The organism is Streptomyces sp. DvalAA-14, from assembly GCF_900091855.1.
Lineage (GTDB): Bacteria > Actinomycetota > Actinomycetes > Streptomycetales > Streptomycetaceae > Actinacidiphila.
The window spans coordinates 1-21,477 of sequence record NZ_FMCH01000648.1 but is presented as its reverse complement, the minus strand read 5'-3'; the positions used below and the strand labels follow the sequence as shown (position 1 = coordinate 21,477).

Here is a 21,477-nt window from a genome sequence, read left to right as displayed (position 1 = left end):
CTCGCCGCCGAGGCCGAGGCGGTCAACACCGCCTGGCTCACCTCGGTCCGCACCGGCCGCCCCCCATGTGCGCTGGAAGTACGCCGCCACCCTCGACGGCCGGATCGCCGCCGCCGACGGCTCCAGCCGCTGGATCAGCTCCCCGCAGTCCCGACAGGACGTGCACCGGCTGCGCGCCGAGGCCGACGCGGTGGTGGTCGGCTCCGGCACCCTGCTCGCCGACGACCCGCAGCTGGCCGCCCGCGGTGTGGACGGCGCGATACAGCCGCTGCGGGTGGTGGTGGACACCCGGGCCCGTATCGCACCCGGCGCCCGCGTGCTGGACGACGCCGCCCCGACCCTGATCGCCGTCGGCGAGGACGCCGACACCGCGCACCTGCCCGGCGTGGACATCGTCCGGCTGCCCGCCGCCGAACACGGCCTCGACATCACCGCCCTGCTCGCCGCACTGCACACCCGCGGGGTGCGCTCGGTGCTGCTGGAGGGCGGGCCGACACTCGCCGGGGCGTTCGTGGCGGCCGGCGCGGTGGACGCGGTGACCGGCTACCTCGCCCCCGCCCTGCTCGGGGCCGGCCCCGCCGCCCTCGCCGACGCAGGAATCAGCACCATCGCGCGGGCGTTGCGGCTCGACGTGACCGACGTCGTACGGCTCGGACCGGACCTGCGGGTCCGCGCGGTGCCGGCCGCCGTCCGCACCACCGACCCCACCGATGCCGCCGCCGACCCTACCCTCACCACCGTCCCCCAGGAGAGCTGAAGTGTTCACCGGAATCGTCGAAGAACTGGGTGAGATCACCGCCGTGCAGAACCTCGGCGACGCCTCCCGCTTCACCGTCCGCGGCCCCGTGGTGACCGAAGGCGCCCGGCACGGCGACTCCATCGCCGTCAACGGCGTCTGTCTGACCGTGGTCGAGTTCGGGGACGGCGCCTTCACCGCCGATGTGATGGCCGAGACGCTGAAACGCTCCAGCCTCGGCGCGCTGGCCCCCGGCTCCCGGGTCAACCTGGAGCGCCCGATGGCGCTCGGCGGCCGGCTCGGCGGCCACCTCGTGCAGGGCCATGTGGACGGCACCGGCACCGTGCTGGCCCGCACCCCGGCCGAGCACTGGGAGATCGTCACCATCGCGCTGCCGGCCGAACTCGCCCGCTACGTCGTGGAGAAGGGCTCCATCACCGTCGACGGCATCAGCCTCACCGTGGTCGACGCCGCCGCCGACCACTTCACCGTCAGCCTGATCCCGACCACCCTGGCGCTGACCACCCTCGGCATCAAGCAGCCCGGCGACCCGGTCAACCTCGAAGTGGACGTCATCGCGAAGTATGTGGAGAAGATGCTGCCGGGCGGTGCCGCCCCGGCGGGCACACCGGGGCGCGGAGGCACCGAATGAACCTGGTGCACGAGCTGAACAGCGAGGCGTTCACCGCCTTCCACCAGCACGTCATGTGGTCCGACATGATCGGCAACCTGCTCGGTCTGGCCGCCCTCGCGCTCGGCTGGCGCCGCGCGATGCTGACCTGGCCGGTCCAGCTGCTGTCCGGCGCCGTGCTGGTGGCCGCCTTCTGGAACGCGCGGCTCGGCGGCGGCGTCGGCAAGCAGTTCGTGGTGATCGCGGTGGCCGGCTGGGGCTGGCACCGGTGGCGGCGCGGCCGGGCCGGCGACGGGCGGCTCGCCATCCGCTTCGCCAGCTGGCCGGAACGGGCGGTACTGGTCGGCGCCACCGCGCTGGGCACCGTCGCGGTCGCCTCGCTCTTCCTGGCCTTCCCCACCCTGTCCTGGAACCCCTGGCCGGACGCGTACATCTTCACCGGCACCCTCGCCGCGATGTTCGCCCAGGCCCGCGGCTGGGTCGAGTTCTGGTTCGCCTGGCTGGCCGTCGACCTGGTCGGTGTGCCGCTGAACTTCCACAGCGGACTGCCCTTCTCCGGCCTGGTCTACATCGTCTACTTCGTCCTGGTGATCGCCGGGATGTACGCCTGGTGGCAGCAGACCAGGCGCGGCGCACCCGCGGTCCAGGGCCCGACCGACTCCCCCAGCACCACCACCGTCGCGGAAGGAGTGACGGCATGAGCGCCGTGACCGCACTGCAGGACGACTGGTACGACGACAGCAGCCTGACCCTCGACCCGGTCGAGCGCGCCGTCGCCGACATCGCGGCCGGCAAGCCGGTGGTGGTCGTCGACGACGAGAACCGGGAGAACGAGGGCGACCTGATCGTCGCCGCCGAGAAGATCACCCCGCAGATCGTCGCCTTCATGATGAGCGAGTGCCGCGGGCTGATCTGCGTCCCGCTGGAGGGCCCCGAACTGGACCGGCTGGACCTGCCGCAGATGGTCGACGCCAACACCGAGTCGATGCGGACCGCCTTCACCGTCTCGGTGGACGCCGCCGCCGAACACGGCGTCACCTCCGGGATCTCCGCCGCCGACCGGGCCGCCACCATCCGGCTGCTCGCCGACCCGTCCGCCGCCGCCGGCGACTTCGTCCGCCCCGGGCATGTCTTCCCGCTGCGGGCCAGGCCCGGCGGGGTGCTGGCCCGGGCCGGGCACACCGAGGCCGGGGTGGACCTGGCCCGGCTGGCCGGACTGCGGCCCGCCGCGGCCATCGTGGAGATCGCCCGTGAGGACGGCACCATGGCCCGGCTGCCGGAGCTGATCCCCTTCGCCCGTAAGCACGGCCTGGCCATCATCTCCATCGAGGACCTGATCGCCCACCGCCACTCCCTCGAGCCCGCCGTCCACCGCGAGGCCAGCACCCGGCTGCCCACCGCCTACGGCGACTTCCGCGCCTACGGCTACCGCAGCACCACCGACGGCGTCGAGCACATCGCGCTGGTGGCCGGCGACATCGGCGACGGCCACGACGTCCTGGTACGGGTGCACTCCGAGTGCCTCACCGGCGATGTGTTCGGCTCCCAGCGCTGCGACTGCGGCCCGCAGTTGCAGGCGGCGCTGCGCAAGGTCGCCGAGGCCGGGCGCGGGGTGGTGCTGTATCTGCGCGGCCACGAGGGGCGCGGCATCGGCCTGATGTCCAAGCTGCGCGCCTACGAACTCCAGGAGCGCGGCCGCGACACCCTGGACGCCAATCTGGAGCTCGGCCTGCCCGCCGACGCCCGCGACTACGGGGTGGCCGCCAGCGTGCTGGCCGACCTCGGGGTGCGCTCGCTGCGGCTGATGACCAACAATCCCGCCAAGACCGGGGCCCTGATCAGCCACGGTCTGGACGTCCGGGGGCTCGAACCGATGCCGGTCACCCCCGGGGAGCACAATCTGCGGTATCTGCGCACCAAGCGCGACCGTATGGGCCACGACCTTCCGTGGCTCGACCCGGCGACCCGGCTGACCGCCGGCCCGCCACAACCAGCTGAGCACCGAGGAGAGAAGTGAGCGGTAAGGGCGCCCCCGAGCTGACCGTGAAGAACTGCGGCGACCTGCGGGTCGCGGTGATCGCGGCGCAATGGCACCAGCAGGTGATGGACGGGCTCGTCGACGGCGCGGTCCGCGCCCTGCACGACCTCGGTATCGACGAGCCGACCCTGCTGCGGGTACCGGGCAGCTTCGAACTGCCGGTGGTGGCCAAGGTGCTGGCCGGCCGCGGCTACGACGCCATCGTGGCCCTCGGGGTGATCATCCGCGGCGGCACCCCGCACTTCGAGTACGTCTCGCAGGGCGTCACCGCCGGCCTCACCCAGGTCACCGTGGACACCGGGGTCCCGGTCGGCTTCGGTGTGCTGACCTGCGACAACGAGGAGCAGGCGCTGGACCGGGCCGGACTGCCCGGGTCGAACGAGGACAAGGGGCACGAAGCGGTCACCGCGGCCGTCGCGACCGCCACCATCCTGCGCTCGGTCTCCGAACCGTGGCGCTGACCGGGCGGCCGTTCCCCGTACGCTAGGAGCACCATGGCCAACAAGACATTCGAGGAGCTCTTCACCGAGCTCCGGCACAAGGCCGCCACCGGCGACCCCCGTACGTCGCGCACCGCGGAACTCGTCGGCAAGGGCGTGCACGCCATCGGCAAGAAGGTGGTCGAGGAGGCCGCCGAGGTGTGGATGGCGGCCGAGTACGAGGGGCCCGCCGCCATCGCCGAGGAGATCTCCCAACTGCTCTACCACGTTCAGGTGATGATGGTCGCCCGGGGAATCTCCCTGGACGACGTGTACGCGCATCTGTAGAACAGCACCTGCGGACACCCGCACCCCGTAGAACCGTTGCCCGCGGTGGCAACGCGAGTCCCGACGCCCCGAGACAAGGAACCCGTCCTCATGCTGCGCATCGCCGTCCCCAACAAGGGCTCACTGTCGGTACCGGCGGCGGACATGCTGCATGAGGCCGGGTACCGCCAGCGCAAGGAGGCCAAGGAACTCGTCCTGGTCGACGCCGACAACGGCGTCGAGTTCTTCTACCTGCGGCCGCGCGACATCGCCATCTACGTCAGCAACGGCCGCCTGGACATCGGCATCACCGGCCGCGACCTGCTGATGGACTCCGGGGCCAACGCCGAGGAGATCCTCGAACTCGGCTTCGCCCGCTCGACGTTCCGCTTCGCGGGCAAGCCGGGCATCGCCACCGGCGTGCAGGACCTCACCGGCATGACGGTCGCCACCTCCTACGAGGGCGTGGTGGAAAAGCACCTGGCCGATCACGGGGTGGACGCCGCCGTGGTCCACCTGGACGGCGCCGTCGAGACCGCCATCCAGCTCGGGGTGGCCCAGGTCATCGCCGACGTGGTGGAGACCGGCACCTCGATGCGCAACGCCGGCCTGGAGACCTTCGGCGAGCCGATCATGCAGTCCGAGGCCGTGGTGATCCGGCGGGTCGGCGCCGACGGCGAGGTCGACGTCAAGGTGCGGCAGTTCCTGCGGCGCCTGCAGGGGGTCCTGGTCGCCCGGCGCTACGTGATGATGGACTACGACATCCGGGTGGACCAGGTCGAGAAGGCCGTCGCCCTGACCCCCGGCCTGGAGTCGCCGACCGTCTCGCCGCTGCACCACGAGGGCTGGGTCGCGGTCCGTGCCATGGTCCCCACCGCCGACGCCCAGCGCATCATGGACGAGCTGTACGACCTCGGCGCCCGCGCCATCCTCACCACCGGCATCCACGCCGCCCGGCTGTGACCCCCGCCGACGGCCAGGACGCCGGCCGGGCCGCCGGCCACGACGGCGGCCACCGTACGACCCGGGACGATCTGCCGGTCACCTTCCGGCCGGTCGTCACCCGGGTGGTGCTGCTCACCATGGGCGTCGCGCTGTTCGCGGTGCTCACCGCCGTGGCGGTGGCGATGCCGCACGAGGGCGCCGCGCCCTGGAGCACCGGCGAGCGGATCGTGGTGAGCCTGACCGGGGCGCTCTTCTGCGCGGTACTGGTCCTGCTCAGCCGGCCCAAGGCGGTCGCCGAGACGGCCGGACTGACCGTCGTCAACCTCACGGTCAAGCGGCGGCTGGCCTGGCCCGAGGTGCTGGCGGTGCACCTGCGCAACGGCGACGCCTGGGTCCACCTCGACCTCGCCGACGGCACCAGCCTGGCGGTGATGGCCATCCAGCCCGGTATCGCCAAGCGGCAGGCGCTGCGCGACGCGCTGCGGCTGCGGGCCCTGGTGCAGGAGCTGGGCGAGGCCCGCGGGGAGTCGGCCGACGAACCGCGCTGACCGCCTCCCGGCCGTCCGGCGCGGCGCCCGGACCCGTCCGGAACCGCTCTTGTCCGGCCGCCGGAACCCGCGCCCGACCCGGGCCACGGGCACCGACGCCCCCACCGTCCTTCGCCTCACCGGCCGCAGTGACTACCCTGGAGCGACGGCGCCCACCGCGCCCGCCCCGCACCCCTCCCGCCGTACCGCCGCGGGGCCCCGACCACCCGAGGAGTGACTTCCCCAGCCCGATGGACGAACCGTCCGGTAGTACAAGCGCCGCCCCTCCTGCCCAGATCACCGGCATGTCCGCCGGCGGAGCGGCGGCATCATGAGCACCTCCCTGCTGCTGCTCGCAGCGGCCCTCGTCCTGATCCTCGCCAACGGATTCTTCGTCGCCGCCGAGTTCGGCCTGGTGACCGTGGAACGCCCGGCCGCCGAACGGGCCGCGGCCGAAGGCGACCGCCGTGCCCGCAGCGTGGTGGCGGCGCTGAGCAAACTCTCCTTCCAGCTGTCCGGCACCCAGCTCGGCATCACCATCACCTCGCTGGTCGTCGGCATGCTCGCCGAGCCCGCGCTGGCCGACCTGCTGACCGGTCCGCTCGGCACCCTCGGGATACCGGACGGCGCCGCCGCCGGCCTCGCGGTCGTGCTCGGCATGGTGGTGGCCTCCGCCGTCCAGATGGTCATCGGCGAGCTGGTCCCCAAGAACTGGGCGGTCGCCCGGCCGCTGGCCGTCGCCCGGATGGTCGCCGGACCGCAGCGCGCCTTCTCCAGCGCGTTCCGCCCGCTCATCGAGCTGCTCAACCGGACCGCCAACCACCTGGTGCGGATGCTCGGCGTCGAGCCCGCCAACGAGCTGGCCTCCGCCCGCACCCCCAGCGAGCTGGTCTCGCTCGCCCGGCACTCGGCACTGGCCGGCGCGCTGGAGCAGGACACCGCCGACCTGTTCGTGCGCACCCTGTCCCTCGGGCACCTGACCGCCGAGAACGTGATGACACCGCGGGTGCGGGTCAGCGCGCTGGAGGACACCGCCACCGCCGCCGACGTCCTCAACCTCACCCGGGCCACCGGACTGTCCCGCTTCCCGGTCTACCGCGAGCGGCTGGACGACATCACCGGCATGGTCCACCTCAAGGACGCCCTCGCCGTCCCCGCCGAACTGCGCGACCGCACCCCGGCCGGGCGGATAGCGGTCGCCCCGCTGCTCGTGCCGGAGACGCTGCCCGGCCAGCTGCTGCTGGAGATGCTCCGCAGCCAGCAGCCCATCGCGGTCGTCGTCGACGAGTACGGCGGCACCGCCGGGGTGGTCACCTTGGAGGACATCGTCGAGGAACTGGTCGGCGAGGTCCGCGACGAGCACGACGCCGTCGACCTGCCGGCGCTGGCCCAGGCACCGCCCGAGAACGGCCGCCCCGCGTGGGACGCCGACGGCGGCTGCCGGATCGACACCCTGGTCCGGATCGGCCTGCGGGCCCCCGAGGGACCGTACGAGACGGTGGCCGGCCTGGTCGCCGACCTGCTGACCCGGATCCCGGAAGTCGGCGACACCGCGGAGCTGCCCGGCTGGCGGCTTCGGGTCGAGGAGGTCGGGCACCACCGCGCGGAACGCGTGCGGATCGTGCGGACCGGCCTCGGCGCGGGGGAGGAGACCGCACCGTGAGCGCACTCCAACTGCTGCTGGCCGTCCTGCTCGTGCTAGGCAACGGCTTCTTCGTCGGCGCCGAGTTCGCACTGGTCTCGGTCCGCCGCAGCCAGATCGAACCGCTGGCCGCCCAGCAGCGCCGGGCCCGTACCGTGCTCTACGGCCTGGAGCACCTGCCGCAGATGATGGCCGCCGCCCAGTTCGGCATCACCGTCTGCTCGCTGACCCTCGGCGCGGTCGCCGAACCGACCCTCGCCCATCTGCTGGAGCCGGTGTTCTCGGCGGCGCGCATGCCGGAAGGGCTGGTCCATCCGGTCGGCTACGTGCTGGCGCTCGCCCTGGTGGTGTCGCTGCACCTGGTCATCGGCGAGATGGTGCCGAAGAATCTGGCGATGGCCGCACCGGAGAAGACCGCGCTGTGGCTCAGCCCCGGCCTGGTCGGCTTCGCCCGGGTGTTCCGGCCGGTCATCGCGGTGCTGGGGGCTTGCGCCCGGCTGATCCTGCGGGCCTTCCGGGTCGAACCGAAGGACGAGGTGGACGCGGCGTTCACCAGCGCGGAGCTGACCGTCCTGGTCGAGGACGCCCGGCAGGCCGGGCTGCTCGACTCCGACGAGCAGGAACGCCTGGAGGACGCGCTCGAACTGGGCACCCGCCCGGTCACCGAGGTGCTGCTCACCCCCGGCGAGCTGATCACGCTGGCGCCGAGCGCGACCGCCCGCGAGGTCGAGGAGCTGACGGTCCGCACCGGCTACTCCCGCTTCCCGGTGGCCGCACCGGCCGGCGACGACCCCGGCTACCTGGGCTACCTCCACGTCAAGGACGTCCTCGACGTGGAGGACGCGGACCGGCCGGTGCCGCAGCGGCTGTGGCGGCCGATCACCACGCTGCGCGCGGACCTGCCGCTGGACGACGCACTCACCGCGATGCGGCGGGCCGCCTCCCACCTGGCCGCTGTCGCGGACGCCTCGGGTCGCGTCCTGGGCCTGGTCGCCCTGGAGGACGTGCTGGAAATGCTGGTCGGCGAGGTCCGCGACCCGGCCCACCGCACCCCGGCGGTCCCGTCCCCGGCCCCCCCGGAGACGGAACCGGATTCCCTCCGGGTGGGTGTCCTCCGCCCATAGCCGGCCGCCAGGGCCCGGTCCGACCGCCGGGCCCCACCGCGGTTCCTCGCGCCCCCGTCGGGGCGCCCCCTCAGGGGCGCAGGGAACGGCGCGAGCAACCGGCCCCCGGCCGGTGGCCGGGATACACCAGGGCCAGCCCCTTCGTCCCGGTGGCGACCCGCGGCCGGTCGACGGCCGGGCTGCTCCCCCGGACTCCGTCCGGGGCGCCCCGAAGGGGCGCGGGGAACGGCGCGAGCAACCGGCCACCGGCCGGTGGTCCGGGATTCGACAGCAACAGCCCCTTCGCTCCGGTGGCGACCCGCGGCCGGTCGGACGGCCGAGCGCACCGTTCCTCGCGCCCCTTGGGGGGCCCCGCGGGAGGGTGGGATCGAGGTGCCGGGCCGGAGGCTATTCGGTGGGGTCGGGAGGGGGGACGCCCGGGCCGCGGCCCGAGAGGACCTCGCCGTAGGCCTGCATGAGGTCGGGCAGGCGCAAGGTGGAGAGCTCGTCGCGGCTCGGTGTCGCGGGGTACTCGGACAACCGCAGGTCCCGGTACGCGCAGCTCTTCTCGTACAGCGTGCGCAGCAGCCGCCCGTTGCCCAGTTCGTCGATCCAGCCCTGGTCCACCACGTGGCCGCTGATCGCGCGCAGTTCCTCCAGCGCCTCCTCGTCCCAGCGGTCGCCGTTCTCGCCGGCCAGCACCTCGCCGATCCGGGTGAGTTCCAACGGGCGGTAGCTGGGGAAGTCGACCCGGGTGGTGAAGCGGGAGCTGAGCCCGGGGTTGGTGGCGAGCAGGCGGTCCATGCCCTCCGGGTAGCCGGCCAGGATCACCACCAGCCGGTCCCGGTTGTCCTCGGCCCGCTTCAGCAGCACCTGGAGCGCCTCGTCGCCGTACGCGTCGCCCTTGCTGTAGCCGGAGTTGGACAGCGCGTACGCCTCGTCCACGAACAGCACCCCGCCCAGCGCCGAGTCGATCAGCTCGTTGGCCTTCACCGCGGTCTGGCCGAGGAACTCGCCGACCAGGTCGGAGCGTTGGGCCTCCACCAGGTGGTCGCCGCCGAGCAGCCCGAGCGCGTAGAAGACCCGGCCGAGGATGCGGGCCACGGTGGTCTTGCCGGTGCCGGAGGGGCCGGAGAAGATGAAGTGCCGCTTGGGCGGCTGGACCGGCAGGCCCTGGCCGGAGCGCAGCCGGGACATCCGCAGCTGCGCGGACAGCGCCTTGACCTGCCGTTTGACCGGCTCCAGGCCGACCATCCGGTCGAGTTCGGCCAGCGCCTGGGTGAGCAGCACGGGGTCGGAGCCGCCGAGCGGCAGTTGCGGGGGCAGCGAGCCGCCGGGCGGGGCCGCCGCCCGGTCGCGTATGCCGTCCTCCAGCGGGCCCGGGCCCAGCAGTGTGTCGTCCAGGTCGGGGCCGGGGGCCGCCGCGCCCGCCGGGTCGCCCAGCAGCGACGGTTCCAGGTCGGCGCCCTCGGGGACGGCCTGGCCGGTGCCCGCGCCGGCCAGCGACACCGCGGCCAGACCTACTCCCTCGTCCAGCCCGTCGTCGGTCTCGTGTATCGCGGCCAGCCGGGCGGCGGTGTCCATGAAGGCCGGGTCCACCCGGTGCACCGCCCGGTACAGCGGCACCGCGGCGGCGGTCCGGCCGGTGCCCTCGTAGGCGCGGGCCAGCCAGTAGCGCAGCTCCTTGCGCTGCGGCTGTTCGCTGCGGCAGCGCATCAGCGCGGCGGCCAGCAGCGGCTCGGCCTGCCCGCACATCTCCAGCCGGACCCGGGCCATGCCCCCGAACAGCCCGGCCTCGATCCCCAGCACCGGATCGCCGAGCAGCGGCTCGGTGTGCCGGACCAGGTGCTCCCAGTCCTTGACCAGATAGGCCCGGCAGCCGTGCAGGAAGCGGACCTGCGGGTCGGTGTCGATCGGCGGGCAGTCGGCCAGCGCCCGGTCCAGTTCGGCGACATGGCGGCCGTCCAGCCAGTGCGAGGCGTGGGCCAGCAGCAGGTCGCGGCTGGTCTCCAGCACGGGTTGCACCCACCAGCCCAGCCAGTACCAGGAGTTGAGGGTGCGGCGATGCGCGGCGCGCTGCTGCCCGAAGCGGTCCCGGTGGCGGTACATCTGCACCAGCGCGGTCGCGGTGTCGGCGCGCAGCGCGTGCAGGCCCAGCCAGGCGTCCGCCATGCCCGGATCCATCCGCACCGCGGACCTGAACTCCTCCTCGGCCTGGACGTAGGCCCCCATGGTGTACGCGTCGACTCCGCGCAGCCAGGCCAGATCGGCCGGGGAGCCCGGACGGTCGGTGCCGAAGTCCATCAAGTCCCCACCAATCCATCCCCCGCGCCGACTCCGCCTCATCCCAAGCCCTGGCCTGCGGGCGGGAGTTGAGGCAGGCAGCAGCATCCCCTTGCTGCCGCGCCGCCCCCTTTCGGCATCGTACCCGCGATACTCCGAACGCCGTAGGGTGCCGTGGGAAGCGGGGCCGCGGCGGCCGTCAGGACGTCTGGGTGCCGAGGCGGTGACGGTGGGTGAGATCACCGGAGCGGTGCCGGGCGGACAAGAGCCGCATACCGGGTGCCAGGACAGGGCGAGGCCCCCGGTCACGGGGGAACAACCGGGGGCCTCGCGTCTGTTGAGCAGCCGTTTCCGGCCGCTTGTTGAAAACGTAATTGCTGGATACCCGGGTGGTCAAGCAGTGCCGGGGCCCCGTGCGCGGCCCGTCCGGCGGCCCGGGAGCGGGCCGCCGTCGCGCGATCACCCACCGTGACCTCGCAGGGCCGCCACCGTCCGCGCCGCCCCTCCTGCCACGGCCCGGTAGCCGTCCGCCGTCTGGTGGACCAGCAGATCTGCGAAGGGCCGGGACGGGTCGTCTGCGAAGTGGGCGTCCTCCTGCCGGCTCCAGCCGGTCCAGAAGGTCGCCAGTTCCGGGCCGTCCCGGCGCAGTCCCCGCTGCCGCGCGGTCCTCGCGTCCACCTCCAGCCACAGCAGCAGCGCCAGGTACGGGCGCAGCGCCGACCGGCCGGTGCCCACGCCCTCCAGCAGCACCACCGGGGCGGCCGGCACCTCGCGCTCGCCGCCGAAACGCCGGGCCGACCAGTCGTACACCTGGTGGCGCGCGGTCCGGCCGGCCGCCAGCGGCCGCAGCACCTGCTCGGTGAGCCGCTCGGTCCAGGCGAAGGGCTCCTCGTGGGTGGCCAGCTCGTCGGTGTGGATCACCGGCGCGCCCCCCAGCTCGGCGACCAGCCGCCCGGTGAACGTCGTCTTCCCCGATCCCGCGTGCCCGTCCACCGCGATCAGCCGCACCGGACCGCAGGACGGCTCCAGCCCGGGCAGCAGCGGGGCGAGCCGGGCCGGCGTCAGATCGTCGCTCATGGACGCCGAGCCTACGTCGCCGCCCGCGCCGCGACCTCGCGTGACGCCCCGCGGCGCGGCCCGGCAACGCCCAGGTCCGCCGCCCGGTGGACGCCGCGGCGGGGGCTCGCGTGGATGGGTGCGGGTGATCGGTTCAGCGTCTACGGTGGGCGGCGTGAGCGATTCCCAGCCCGGTGCGGCCGACCTGTACGTGTCCGATCGTCTCGAACTCGCCCGGCGGGCCACCGCGGACGCCGGCCTCGACGCGATGCTCATCACGCCCGGCGCCGATCTGCGCTATCTGACCGGATATCAGGCGCACCCGCTGGAGCGGCTGACCTGCCTGGTGGTGCAGGCCGCCGACGCGCCGTTCCTGGTGGTGCCGGAGCTGGAGCGGCCCGCGGCGCTGGCCTCACCGGCCGCCGGGCTCGGGATCGAGATCACCGGCTACGCCGAGACCGACAACGCCTACGAGCTGATCGCCCGCCGGCTGCCGGCCAACACCCGGCTGTTCGCGGTGGACAACCACATGTGGGCGGAGAAGCTGCTGTCGATGGAGGCCGCCCTGCCCGGCGCCCAGGCGACGCTGGCCGGCGACCTGCTGTCCTCGCTGCGGATGCGCAAGTCCCCGGCCGAGGTGGCGGCGCTGCGCCGGGCGGGGGCCGCCATCGACCAGGTGCACCGCCGGATCGGCGAGTGGCTGAGGCCGGGCCGCACCGAACGCGAGGTCGCCAAGGACATCGCCGCCGCCATCATCGACGCCGGGCACGCCACCGTGGACTTCGTGATCGTCGGCTCCGGGCCGAACGGCGCCAGCCCGCACCACGAGGTCTCCGACCGGGTGATCGAGAGCGGCGATCCGGTGGTCGTCGACATCGGCGGCACCCTGCCCGAGGGCTACTGCTCCGACTCCACCCGCACCTACGCCGTCGGCGAGCCGCCCGCCGCCTTCCGCGAGCTGTACGAGGTCCTGCTGGCCGCGCAGAGCGCGCAGACCGAAGCGGTCCGCCCCGGGATCACCGCGGAGGAGCTGGACGCGGTCGGCCGTGATCTCATCACGCAGGCGGGCTACGGCGAGCAGTTCATCCACCGCACCGGCCACGGCATCGGCCTGGAGACGCACGAGGAGCCGTACATCGTGGCCGGCAGCGGGCGCCCGCTGGAGGCCGGCATGGCTTTCTCGATCGAGCCGGGCATCTATCTGCCCGGCACCTTCGGCGCCCGCATCGAGGACATCGCGGTGTGCACCGAGGACGGCGGGGAGCGGCTCAATCTGACCGGACGTGACCTGGTGGTTCTGCCCGGCTGACCGCCAGTGGTGCAGACCAATATTGGTACGCGGCGCGCGGTCGTAAACCCTGGTGGAAACGACGGGTGAACAACGATAGTGGTCGTCACCTGCCGTCGCGCCCACCGGCGCCGGCCGGCCCTTCCCACTCACGTCGAGGGAAATCGAGGGGAACAAGCCATGACCGACAACGCGCCCCGGCGTGCCGTACTGACCGCCGCGCTCGCGGCGGCCGCGACCGCTGTGACCGTGTCCACCGCCGGCGCCGCCCCGGCGCCGGCCGGCGCCCGTGACGCCCGGCGCCAGGGCGGAGCCGAGCCCGTGTCCCTGCCCCATGACGCGCCCGCCGACGCGCCCGTCGACTACCACGGCTGGACGTCCTACCCGGACTGGCTGTTCGGCGCGCACCACGGCACCGGGCCGGTGCCCGGCCGGCGCCCCGGGGTGCGCATCGCCCGGGCGACCGGCACCGTGGACTACACCGACCCGCACACCGGCACCACGGCCACCTGGGAGTCGGCGTCCTGGACCTCCCCGGTCCGCCGGGTGCCGCACCCGGCCAGCGAGCTGGTCGCGTCCTGGAACGCGGACACCCCGGCCGGCACCTGGCTCCAGGTGGAACTGCTCGGCACCTACACCGACGGCTCGGCCACCCCCGCCTACATCATGGGCCGCTGGACGGCCGGCGACGGCCCGGACGACATCCGGCGCACCTCCGTCGACGACCAGACCGACGGCAGGAGCAGCATCTGGACCGACACCTTCTCCATCGACGACGCCGGCGCGGGCCCGCTGCTCGCCTCGTACCGGCTGCGGCTGACGCTGCTGCGCAAGCCCGGCAGCCATCTGACCCCCACGGTGTGGCGGCTCGGCGCGATGGCCTCGAACATCCCGGACCGCTACACGGTGCCGGCCTCGGTGCCGGGGGTGGGCGCGGGCATCGAACTGTCGGTGCCGCGCTACTCGCAGAACATCCACAAGGGCCAGTACCCGCAGTACGACAACGGCGGCGAGGCGTGGTGCAGCCCCACCTCCTCCACCATGGCCATCGAGTACTGGGGCCGCGGCCCCACCGCCGCGCAGATGGCCTGGGTGGACCCCTCCTACGCCGACCCCCAGGTCGACCAGGGCGCCCGGTGCACCTACGACTACCAGTACGAGGGCTGCGGCAACTGGCCGTTCAACGCCGCCTACGCGGCCACCTACCCGGACCTGCAGGGCGTCGTCACCCGGCTCGGCTCGCTCAATGACGTCGAGCGGCTGATCAAGGCCGGCATCCCGGTGATAACGTCCCAGTCCTTCCTCGCCAGCGAACTCGACGGAGCCGGCTACGGCACCTCGGGCCACCTGATGTGCATCGCCGGCTTCACGCCCGAGGGCGACGTGGTGTCCAACGACCCGGCGAGCGACAGCGACGACGCGGTCCGCAATGTCTACAAGCGGGCCCAGTTCGAGACGATCTGGCTGCGCACCAAGCGGATCAACGCCACGGGCGGCGTCAGCAGCGGCAGCGGCGGTGTCTGCTACCTCTACTTCCCGGCCCACCCGTCGCCCGCCCAGCGGCGCGCGCTCGCCTCGGTGGGCGTCGTCTGATCCTGTCGGGCCGGACCGCCAGGTCTCCTCTGTTCGACCGTCGAACGGGCCGCCGCTCCCAGCCGGGAGCGGCGGCCCGTTTGCGTACAAGTGGTAGAGACCAATTTGTGGATTGCTCTAAAGGTCTGGACCAACTCATTGACGGGTGGGCGGCAGCGCAGGATTCTGCTGCCATATCCCCCCACAGAGAGGTCCGACGTGAGACGACTCAAAGCTCTCGTTTCGGGTGCCGCAGCCGCCGTGCTCGCGGTCGCAGGGCTCGGCGCGGCCACCGCGCTGGGCGCCGGGCAGGCCAGCGGTGCCACCGCGGCGACCAGCGCGCTGGGCAGCAACTGGTACGCCGCCGCTCCGTACCTGATGCCCCTGGACAACAATCCGCCGGACGCCGGCCAGATCATGGACGCCACCGGCCTGAAGGCCTTCCAGCTGGCCTTCGTCCTGGCGCCCAACGGAGGCGGCTGCAGCCCCACATGGGGCGGCACCAGCGCGGTGTCCTCCGACACCGCGGTGAGCGGCGTGATCTCCGCGATCCGGGCCAAGGGCGGCGACGTGTCCGTCTCCATCGGCGGCTACGGCGGCACCAAGCTCGGCCAGGCCTGCCCCGACGCGGCGTCAACGGCCGCCGCCTACCAGCAGGTTGTCAACAAGTACCAGCTGAAGGCGATCGACTTCGACCTGGAGGAGCCGGAGTACGAGAACACCGCCGCGGTCGCGCACGAGATCGGCGCCGCCAAGATTTTGCAGCAGAACAACCCGGGCATCTACATCTCGGTGACCACCGCGGGCACCGCGGCCGGCACCGGCTGGTTCGGCCAGCAGATGCTCAACGAGGCCAAGGCGCAGGGCTTCACGCCCAACAACTTCTCCATCATGCCGTTCGACGGGGGCTTCAACGGCGCCGCCTCCCAGACCAGCGCGCTCACCGCCTTCAACGGCCTGCTGAAGACCACCTTCGGCTGGGACACCGCGACCGCGTACGCCCACGAGGGCTTCTCCGGCATGAACGGCCGCAGCGACTCCGGCGAGTACTTCTACCAGGCCGACTTCCAGACGGTGCTGGACTACGCCACCAGCCACGGCATGGGCCGCTTCACCTTCTGGTCGCTCAACCGCGACCGCCAGTGCAGCCCGCCGGACAACGGCACCACCTCCGGTGTCTGCAGCAGCGTGGCCCAGGGGGCCTGGGACTTCGCCAAGTACTCGGTGCGGTTCGCGGGCGCCACCCCGCCCACCGGCCCGACCCCGCCGACCTCCCCGCCCACCACGCCGCCCGGCGGCGGTTGCGCCGCCCTCACCCAGTGGACCGCCGGCGCGGTCTACGTCGGCGGCAACGAGGTGGCCCACAACGGCCACAAGTGGAAGGCCCAGTGGTGGACCACCAACGAGGAGCCCGGCACCACCGGCCAGTGGGGTGTCTGGCTGGACGAGGGAGCCTGCTGACGCCACGTCGGCACGCTTGCCGGCACGTACCGGTACTGTCCTGAATTCGACGGCGGGCCCGCGGCGAAACCAGCCGCGGGCCCGCCGCCGCATGGTGCGCATCTCGGCATTGCGCGTTTTCGCACGACCCATGCCGGTGGTTGTTGGCCGAAAACGGACCTCCAATCTTCGGTTCCGTGTTTCGCTCCGAACACGTGATCAGTAGCCTCGTGCCCAGCACGACCCATGCCGCACCCGCGCCCGGTGCTCCCGGCACTCGGCGAAGCTCCGCACCAGACGCCGCCGCCAGCCCGATGACCTGGAGACACCGACCGTGACCGACCGTCCATCCTGGGCCCCGCAGGGCATCGACCTCACCGTGCCGAGCGTTTCGCGGATCTACGACTACTTCCTCGGCGGCTCGCACAACTTCGAGGTCGACCGGGAAGCCGCCAGGATCGCGCTCCAGGCCCTCCCCGGCATCCCCAAAATCGGCCAGGCGAACCGGGCCGTGATGCGCCGGGCGGTGCGCTGGGCCACCGATCGCGGCATCAGCCAGTTCCTGGACATCGGCTCCGGCATACCCACCTTCGGCAACGTGCACGAGGTCGCCCACGCGGCCAACCCCGCCTCCCGCGTCGTCTACGTCGACAACGACCCGGTGGCCGTCGCCCACAGCCGCGCCGTGCTGGACGGCAACGAGGGTGCCACCGTCGTCGCCGCCGACCTGCGGGACCCGCGCTCCGTGCTGGACAACGAAGAGACCCGGCGGATGCTGGACTTCGACCGGCCGGTCGCGCTGATGCTCGTCGCCGTCGTGCACTTCCTGCCCGACGAGGACGGTCCGGCCGAGATCATCGCCACCCTGCGGGACGCGCTGGCGCCCGGCAGCGTCATGGTCATCACCCACGCCTCCATGGAGAACGGCCCGACCCCGACCGGCCAGCGCGGCGTACAGCAGGCATACCGGCGCACCGCCACGCCGCTGATCATGCGCAGCGCCGCCGAGCTGGAACCTTTCTTCAGCGGCTTCGAGATCGTCGAGCCCGGCATCGTCCCGCTGCCCTTCTGGCGGCCCGACGCGCCCTTCGGCGACGACGACGAACCCGCCGTACTCCACGGCCTGGCCGGTGTGGGGCTGAAAGCGTGACCACGGGGCCGGCCCAGGGCGACCGGGACCCCGGAGCGCAGGTCACGCCGGACGACAGCCTGCGCAGGTTCGCCGCCATCTGGAGCCGGGCCATCTACCCGGTCACCGCCACCTCGATGACCCGCGCCGAGTTCGAGGACCACCTGGTGCCATCCGCCGGCCTGCTGCGCGACGCGCTGCGCGCCCGGCGCTTCGACCCCAGACCGGCGGTCCAGGTCGGCACCGCCCTGGTGGCCGCGCACTGCACCGACCCCGACGCGCTGCCCAGCATCCTCGGCGTCATCGACGCCTACCTGGTGCTCTACTGCCCGCCCGAGCCCAGCCTGCCCGCCGACGAGAGCCGCGCCCGCTGCGCGCGCCTGCAGCACGCGGTCGCCGTCGGCTTCTCCCAGGCGCTGCGCGAACGCACCCTGCACGAACAGGAATCGCTGTCCCGCGCCGCACTCGCCGCCCAGGCCGAGGCGGAGAGCGCGCTGGCCGCCAGCGAGGCCCGCTTCCGCGCGGTGTTCGAGTCCGCCGCCGTCGGCATCGGCATCGCCGACCTCGACGGCCAGGTGCTGGAGGTCAACGACGCGCTGGCCCGGATGCTCGGCGGCCACACGCACGCCATGCGCCGCAACGTCAGCGAATGGGTGCACCCGGACAACGCCCCGGCCATCCGCGGCCTCAACGGCGAACTGGTCCGCGGCGAACGCGACAACTACCGGATCGAGAAGGCCTATTCGCGCGCCGACGGCAGCGTGCTGTGGGCCAATGTGCACGGGTCCCTGCTGCGTGACGCGGCCGGCCGGCCCCAGTACCAGCTCGCCCTGCTGGAGGACATCACCGAACGCCGCGGCCTGCTGGGCCGGCTGCGCCACGAGGCCACCCACGACGCGCTCACCGGCCTGCCCAACCGGGCACTGTTCTTCGAACGGCTCGACCAGGCGCTGACCGAGGACGGCGGGGCCAGCCGGATCGGTGTCTGCTACCTGGACCTGGACGGCTTCAAGGCCGTCAACGACAGCCTCGGCCACGAGGTCGGCGACCGGCTGCTGGTGGCCGTCGCCGAACGGCTCAGCGGCTGCGTCACCTCGCCCGACCAGCTCGTCGCCCGGATCGGCGGCGACGAGTTCGTCGCCCTGTACGCCGACCCGCCGAACCTGCGGGCGGTCACCGACCTGGCCGGCCGCTTCCTGGACGCGCTGGTCGCCCCGGTGCTGCTCGACGGCCGGGAACTGCCGGTGCACGGCAGCATCGGTGTCGTGCACGGCCCGGTCGGCGGACGCGCCGCCGCCGATGTCCTGCGCAGCGCCGACATCACCATGTACCGGGCCAAGGAACGGGGCGGCAACCGCTACGAGGTGGCCGACCCCGACGCCGACGCCCGCGCCATCACCCGGCACGGGCTGACCAACCGGCTGCCGGGCGCCCTGGAGCGCGGCGAGTTCTTCGTCGAGTACCAGCCGCTGATCGGACTGGAGGACGGCGCGGTGAGCGGCGCCGAGGCCCTGGTCCGCTGGTGCCACCCGGTGCACGGCGTGCTCGGCCCGGACCAGTTCATCCCGCTCGCCGAGCACACCGGGCAGATCGTGCCGCTGGGCCGCTGGGTGCTGGAGCAGGCCGCCCGGCAGGCCCGCGCCTGGCAGCGCGAACACCACGGGCCGCGCGCGCCCCGGGTCAAGGTCAACCTCTCGCCGATCCAGCTGCACCACCCCGACCTGGTGATCGAGGTCGCCCGGGTGCTGGACGAGACCGGCCTGGCGCCGCAGTCGCTGTGCCTCGAAGTCACCGAGAGCGCCCTGATCGGCGCCGACGAGGACCAGCTCAAGCCACTGCGGCGGATCGCGGACCTCGGGGTGTCGATAGCGCTGGACGACTTCGGCACCGGCTACTCCAACCTGTCCTCGCTGCGCTGGCTGCCGGTCAGCGTGCTCAAGCTCGACCGCGCCTTCACCCGCGGCATGCGCCAGCAGCCCGCCGATCCGGTGGACCTGAAGATCGTGGAGGGCATCGTCTCGCTCGCCCACGCCCTGGGCCTCACCGTCACCGTCGAGGGCATCGAGACCCGCACCCAGGCCGAGCACCTGCGGGCGCTGGGCTGCGACACCGGGCAGGGCTGGTACTACGCCCGGCCGGGCCCGCCCGAGCAACTGCACACCCTCACGCTGGCCGACGCCAGCTGAGCGGGCGGGGCGACCGGGAGGGACCGGGGCCGACCGGAGCGGCGGCCGGAACCGGTGGCCGGGGCGGGCGCGGGCCGGTGCGCGGACCGGCCCGGCGGCGGCGCGTGCCGGACAGGGCGGGGTGGCGTGATGGAATCCGGGGGTACGCGTACCACCGGGTGACCAGGCTCGCCCGCCGAGCCGCACCCCCATGGAGTCCCGCTGAACACCGCCGCAGCCGAGGCACTGTCCGTCATCTGCCTGCTCGCCGTGCTCGCCTTCGCGGTGCTGCGCCCCAAGGGACTGCCGGAGGCGCTGGCCGCGGTACCGGCGGCCGGGCTGCTCATCGCGGTCGGCGCGGTCGGCCCCTCGGACGCCTGGCAGCAGATCAGGCAGCTGGCGCCGGTCGTCGGCTTCCTGGCCGCCGTGCTGGTGCTGGCCGAACTGTGCGCCGACGACGGACTGTTCACCGCGGCCGGCGAGGCGGTGGCCCGCGCCTGCCGGGGCGAGCCGCGGCGGCTGCTGGCCGGGGTGTTCGCGGTGGCCGCGCTCGTCACCGCGGTCCTCAGCCTGGACGCCACGGTGGTGCTGCTCACCCCGGTGATCATCGCCACCGCCGCCCGGGCCGGCGCCCGGCCCCGCCCCCATGTCTACGCCTGCGCCCACCTGTCGAACTCCGGGTCGCTGCTGCTGCCGGTGTCCAACTTGACCAATCTGCTCGCCTTCAGCGCCGCCGGGGTGTCCTTCACCCGGTTCGCCGCGCTGATGGCCGCGCCGTGGCTGCTGTCGGTCGGGATCGAGTACCTCGTCTTCCGGCGGTACTTCGCCGCCGATCTGGCGGTCGCCGACCACCCGCCGGAGCCCGGAAAGCCGCCCGCCGTACCGGTGGTCACCCTGGTGGTGCTGGCGCTGACCCTGGCCGGCTTCGTAGTGACCTCCTTCCTCGGCGTCAACCCCGCCTGGGCGGCCCTGGCGGGCGCGCTGGCCCTGGCCGCGCGGGCACTGCGCCACCGCCGGACCACCGTACGGCGGCTGGTGGTGGCCGCCGGGCCGCTGTTCTGCCTGTTCGTGCTGGCCCTGGGCATCGTGGTCAAGGCCGTCGTGGACAACGGCCTGGCCGACGCCGCGAACCGGGCGCTGCCGGGCGGCTCCGGGCTGCCGGCGCTGCTGGCCGTCGCCGGCTTCGCCGCGGTACTGGCCAACCTGATCAACAACCTGCCCGCAGTGCTGGCGCTGCTGCCCCTGGTCAGCGGTGGCGGCCCGGGACCGGTGCTCGCCGTGCTGATCGGCGTCAACCTCGGGCCCAACCTCACCTACGTCGGCTCGCTGGCCACCCTGCTGTGGCGCCGGGTGCTGCGCGAGCACGGCACCGACGCGTCCCTGCGGACCTTCACCCGGCTGGGCCTGCTGACCGTACCGCCGACACTGCTGGCCGCCACGGTGGCGCTGTGGGCGGGGCTGCGGGTCGTCTGAGGTCTTCTGAACGCTCAGGGGTGCCGGGGCCGGCCCGGGCACGCGGCGGCCCCGGCACATCGCGGCCCCGGCTCACTGACGGGTGAAGGTGCCGGGCGCGCCGGGTGCCCGGGAGGCGGGGGCCATGCGGAGCACCCCGCCGTCCATGGTCACCGTGTAGCTGCGGCCGGTCGGGCAGCGGTTCTCGTTGGCGGGGTCGGTGGGGTGCGGGGACCTGGCCGCGAACACCATGGTGTCCCCGGCGGTCCGGTACAGCTCCAGGGACTCCGTGCACCCGTCGTTCCCACCGGTGTCGACATCGTGCACATCGCTGACCTGCTGTCCGACGATCTCGCCCTGCCGGCCCGCCCGCAGGGTGAGGGTGACCGTGAAGCTGTCGGTGCGCGGGGTGAGCAGCGAGCCCTCCGGGGTGCCCGGGCCCTCACCGACCCAGGTGCCCAGCCAGGAGGCGGGCAGCGCGTCGGGGTCGCTACCGCCCGCCGGAGCGGAGGACGGTTCGGTGGCGGGCGTCGAGGCCGTCCCGTCGCTGCCCGCGGAGCTCTTGCCGGCCGCCCCGCCGCTGGTGTCCGCCCCGCCGGAGCCGTCCGCGTCCGCGCGGGTGCCGCGCAGGTCGTGGACCAGCAGGCCGGCCAGCACCAGCAGCACCAGCGCCGCGACACCCGCCGCGGCGACCAGCGGGCCCTTGCCCGCCCGCCCGGACCGC

Annotated in this window: 17 protein-coding genes and 2 pseudogenes; 16 read left to right on the top strand and 3 right to left on the bottom strand. The window is 73.4% G+C overall.

Features of this window, described 5'->3' with window-relative positions:
- From ribD to GA0115240_RS34475, 10 genes and pseudogenes are all read left to right on the top strand, one after another.
- Positions 1-757: pseudogene (gene ribD, locus GA0115240_RS34520) on the top strand (bifunctional diaminohydroxyphosphoribosylaminopyrimidine deaminase/5-amino-6-(5-phosphoribosylamino)uracil reductase RibD); the annotation flags it as partial.
- A gap of 1 nt (position 758) precedes the next feature.
- Positions 759-1,388 carry a riboflavin synthase gene (locus GA0115240_RS34515; RefSeq protein WP_093742981.1) on the top strand — a complete coding sequence of 210 codons (630 nt, stop codon included), beginning with the start codon at positions 759-761 and terminating at the stop codon, positions 1,386-1,388.
- The gene (locus GA0115240_RS34510; protein ID WP_093742979.1) at positions 1,385-2,068 is read left to right on the top strand and encodes a nicotinamide mononucleotide transporter family protein; all 684 of its coding nucleotides are present in this window, start codon (positions 1,385-1,387) and stop codon (positions 2,066-2,068) included. The genes GA0115240_RS34515 and GA0115240_RS34510 overlap by 4 nt, the downstream gene beginning before the upstream one ends.
- Positions 2,065-3,384 carry a bifunctional 3,4-dihydroxy-2-butanone-4-phosphate synthase/GTP cyclohydrolase II gene (locus tag GA0115240_RS34505; protein ID WP_093742977.1) on the top strand — a complete coding sequence of 440 codons (1,320 nt, stop codon included), beginning with the start codon at positions 2,065-2,067 and terminating at the stop codon, positions 3,382-3,384. The genes GA0115240_RS34510 and GA0115240_RS34505 overlap by 4 nt, the downstream gene beginning before the upstream one ends.
- A complete protein-coding gene (gene ribH, locus GA0115240_RS34500; RefSeq protein WP_093742975.1) occupies positions 3,381-3,866 on the top strand; it encodes a 6,7-dimethyl-8-ribityllumazine synthase in 486 nt (161 codons plus the stop codon). The genes GA0115240_RS34505 and ribH overlap by 4 nt, the downstream gene beginning before the upstream one ends.
- A 33-nt stretch (positions 3,867-3,899) precedes the next feature.
- Positions 3,900-4,172, top strand: coding sequence for a phosphoribosyl-ATP diphosphatase (locus tag GA0115240_RS34495; protein WP_093742973.1), 273 nt, complete (start codon positions 3,900-3,902; stop codon positions 4,170-4,172).
- A gap of 90 nt (positions 4,173-4,262) precedes the next feature.
- Entirely contained in the window at positions 4,263-5,114 is an 852-nt protein-coding gene (gene hisG, locus GA0115240_RS34490) for an ATP phosphoribosyltransferase (protein ID WP_093742971.1), read from the top strand.
- 71 nt (positions 5,115-5,185) lie between these two features.
- Positions 5,186-5,644 (top strand): PH domain-containing protein, encoded by a 459-nt coding sequence (locus tag GA0115240_RS34485; protein ID WP_237555457.1) that lies wholly within the window; start codon positions 5,186-5,188, stop codon positions 5,642-5,644.
- Between the two features lie 310 nt (positions 5,645-5,954).
- Positions 5,955-7,286: a hemolysin family protein gene (locus tag GA0115240_RS34480; RefSeq protein ID WP_093742969.1), complete on the top strand. Its 1,332-nt coding sequence runs from the start codon at positions 5,955-5,957 to the stop codon at positions 7,284-7,286.
- Positions 7,283-8,389, top strand: coding sequence for a hemolysin family protein (locus tag GA0115240_RS34475; protein WP_093742967.1), 1,107 nt, complete (start codon positions 7,283-7,285; stop codon positions 8,387-8,389). Before GA0115240_RS34480 ends, GA0115240_RS34475 begins: the two co-directional genes overlap by 4 nt.
- Before the next feature lie 387 nt (positions 8,390-8,776).
- On the opposite strand, the gene GA0115240_RS34470 is transcribed toward GA0115240_RS34475, so the two are convergent.
- Positions 8,777-10,672 (bottom strand): AAA family ATPase, encoded by a 1,896-nt coding sequence (locus tag GA0115240_RS34470; protein ID WP_093742965.1) that lies wholly within the window; start codon positions 10,670-10,672, stop codon positions 8,777-8,779.
- Between the two features lie 438 nt (positions 10,673-11,110).
- Positions 11,111-11,728, bottom strand: a complete 618-nt coding sequence (locus GA0115240_RS34465; RefSeq protein WP_093742963.1) for a uridine kinase family protein — start codon at positions 11,726-11,728, stop codon at positions 11,111-11,113.
- Positions 11,729-11,882: 154 nt separating this feature from the next.
- Here GA0115240_RS34465 and GA0115240_RS34460 point away from each other — a divergent pair, with 154 nt between their 5' ends.
- The 6 genes from GA0115240_RS34460 to GA0115240_RS34435 all read left to right on the top strand — a co-directional run bounded on the left by GA0115240_RS34460 (position 11,883) and on the right by GA0115240_RS34435 (position 20,774).
- Complete coding sequence (locus tag GA0115240_RS34460; RefSeq protein WP_370673406.1) at positions 11,883-13,016, top strand: M24 family metallopeptidase; 1,134 nt, start codon at positions 11,883-11,885, stop codon at positions 13,014-13,016.
- Positions 13,017-13,175: 159 nt separating this feature from the next.
- Positions 13,176-14,588 (top strand): peptidase C39 family protein, encoded by a 1,413-nt coding sequence (locus GA0115240_RS34455; RefSeq protein ID WP_093742959.1) that lies wholly within the window; start codon positions 13,176-13,178, stop codon positions 14,586-14,588.
- A gap of 198 nt (positions 14,589-14,786) precedes the next feature.
- A complete protein-coding gene (locus GA0115240_RS34450) occupies positions 14,787-16,028 on the top strand; it encodes a carbohydrate-binding protein (RefSeq protein WP_093742958.1) in 1,242 nt (413 codons plus the stop codon).
- A 313-nt stretch (positions 16,029-16,341) separates the two neighbouring features.
- Positions 16,342-17,157, top strand: coding sequence for an SAM-dependent methyltransferase (locus tag GA0115240_RS34445; RefSeq protein WP_093742956.1), 816 nt, complete (start codon positions 16,342-16,344; stop codon positions 17,155-17,157).
- Positions 17,154-19,322: a putative bifunctional diguanylate cyclase/phosphodiesterase gene (locus GA0115240_RS34440; RefSeq protein WP_256070203.1), complete on the top strand. Its 2,169-nt coding sequence runs from the start codon at positions 17,154-17,156 to the stop codon at positions 19,320-19,322. The genes GA0115240_RS34445 and GA0115240_RS34440 overlap by 4 nt, the downstream gene beginning before the upstream one ends.
- Positions 19,323-19,523: 201 nt before the next feature.
- Entirely contained in the window at positions 19,524-20,774 is a 1,251-nt protein-coding gene (locus GA0115240_RS34435; RefSeq protein ID WP_093742955.1) for an SLC13 family permease, read from the top strand.
- 72 nt (positions 20,775-20,846) lie between these two features.
- Here GA0115240_RS34435 and GA0115240_RS37515 read toward each other — a convergent pair.
- A pseudogene (locus GA0115240_RS37515) lies at positions 20,847-21,477 on the bottom strand (hypothetical protein); the annotation flags it as partial.

Bases quoted from the DNA above. Each gene is read 5' to 3' on its own strand.
- GA0115240_RS34480 (WP_093742969.1), top strand. From the start codon at position 5,955: ATGAGCACCTCCCTGCTGCTGCTCGCAGCGGCCCTCGTCCTGATCCTC.
- hisG (WP_093742971.1), top strand. From the start codon at position 4,263: ATGCTGCGCATCGCCGTCCCCAACAAGGGCTCACTGTCGGTACCGGCG.
- GA0115240_RS34505 (WP_093742977.1), top strand. From the start codon at position 2,065: ATGAGCGCCGTGACCGCACTGCAGGACGACTGGTACGACGACAGCAGC.
- GA0115240_RS34495 (WP_093742973.1), top strand. From the start codon at position 3,900: ATGGCCAACAAGACATTCGAGGAGCTCTTCACCGAGCTCCGGCACAAG.
- GA0115240_RS34510 (WP_093742979.1), top strand. From the start codon at position 1,385: ATGAACCTGGTGCACGAGCTGAACAGCGAGGCGTTCACCGCCTTCCAC.
- GA0115240_RS34455 (WP_093742959.1), top strand. From the start codon at position 13,176: ATGACCGACAACGCGCCCCGGCGTGCCGTACTGACCGCCGCGCTCGCG.
- GA0115240_RS34470 (WP_093742965.1), bottom strand. From the start codon at position 10,672: ATGGACTTCGGCACCGACCGTCCGGGCTCCCCGGCCGATCTGGCCTGG.
- GA0115240_RS34465 (WP_093742963.1), bottom strand. From the start codon at position 11,728: ATGAGCGACGATCTGACGCCGGCCCGGCTCGCCCCGCTGCTGCCCGGG.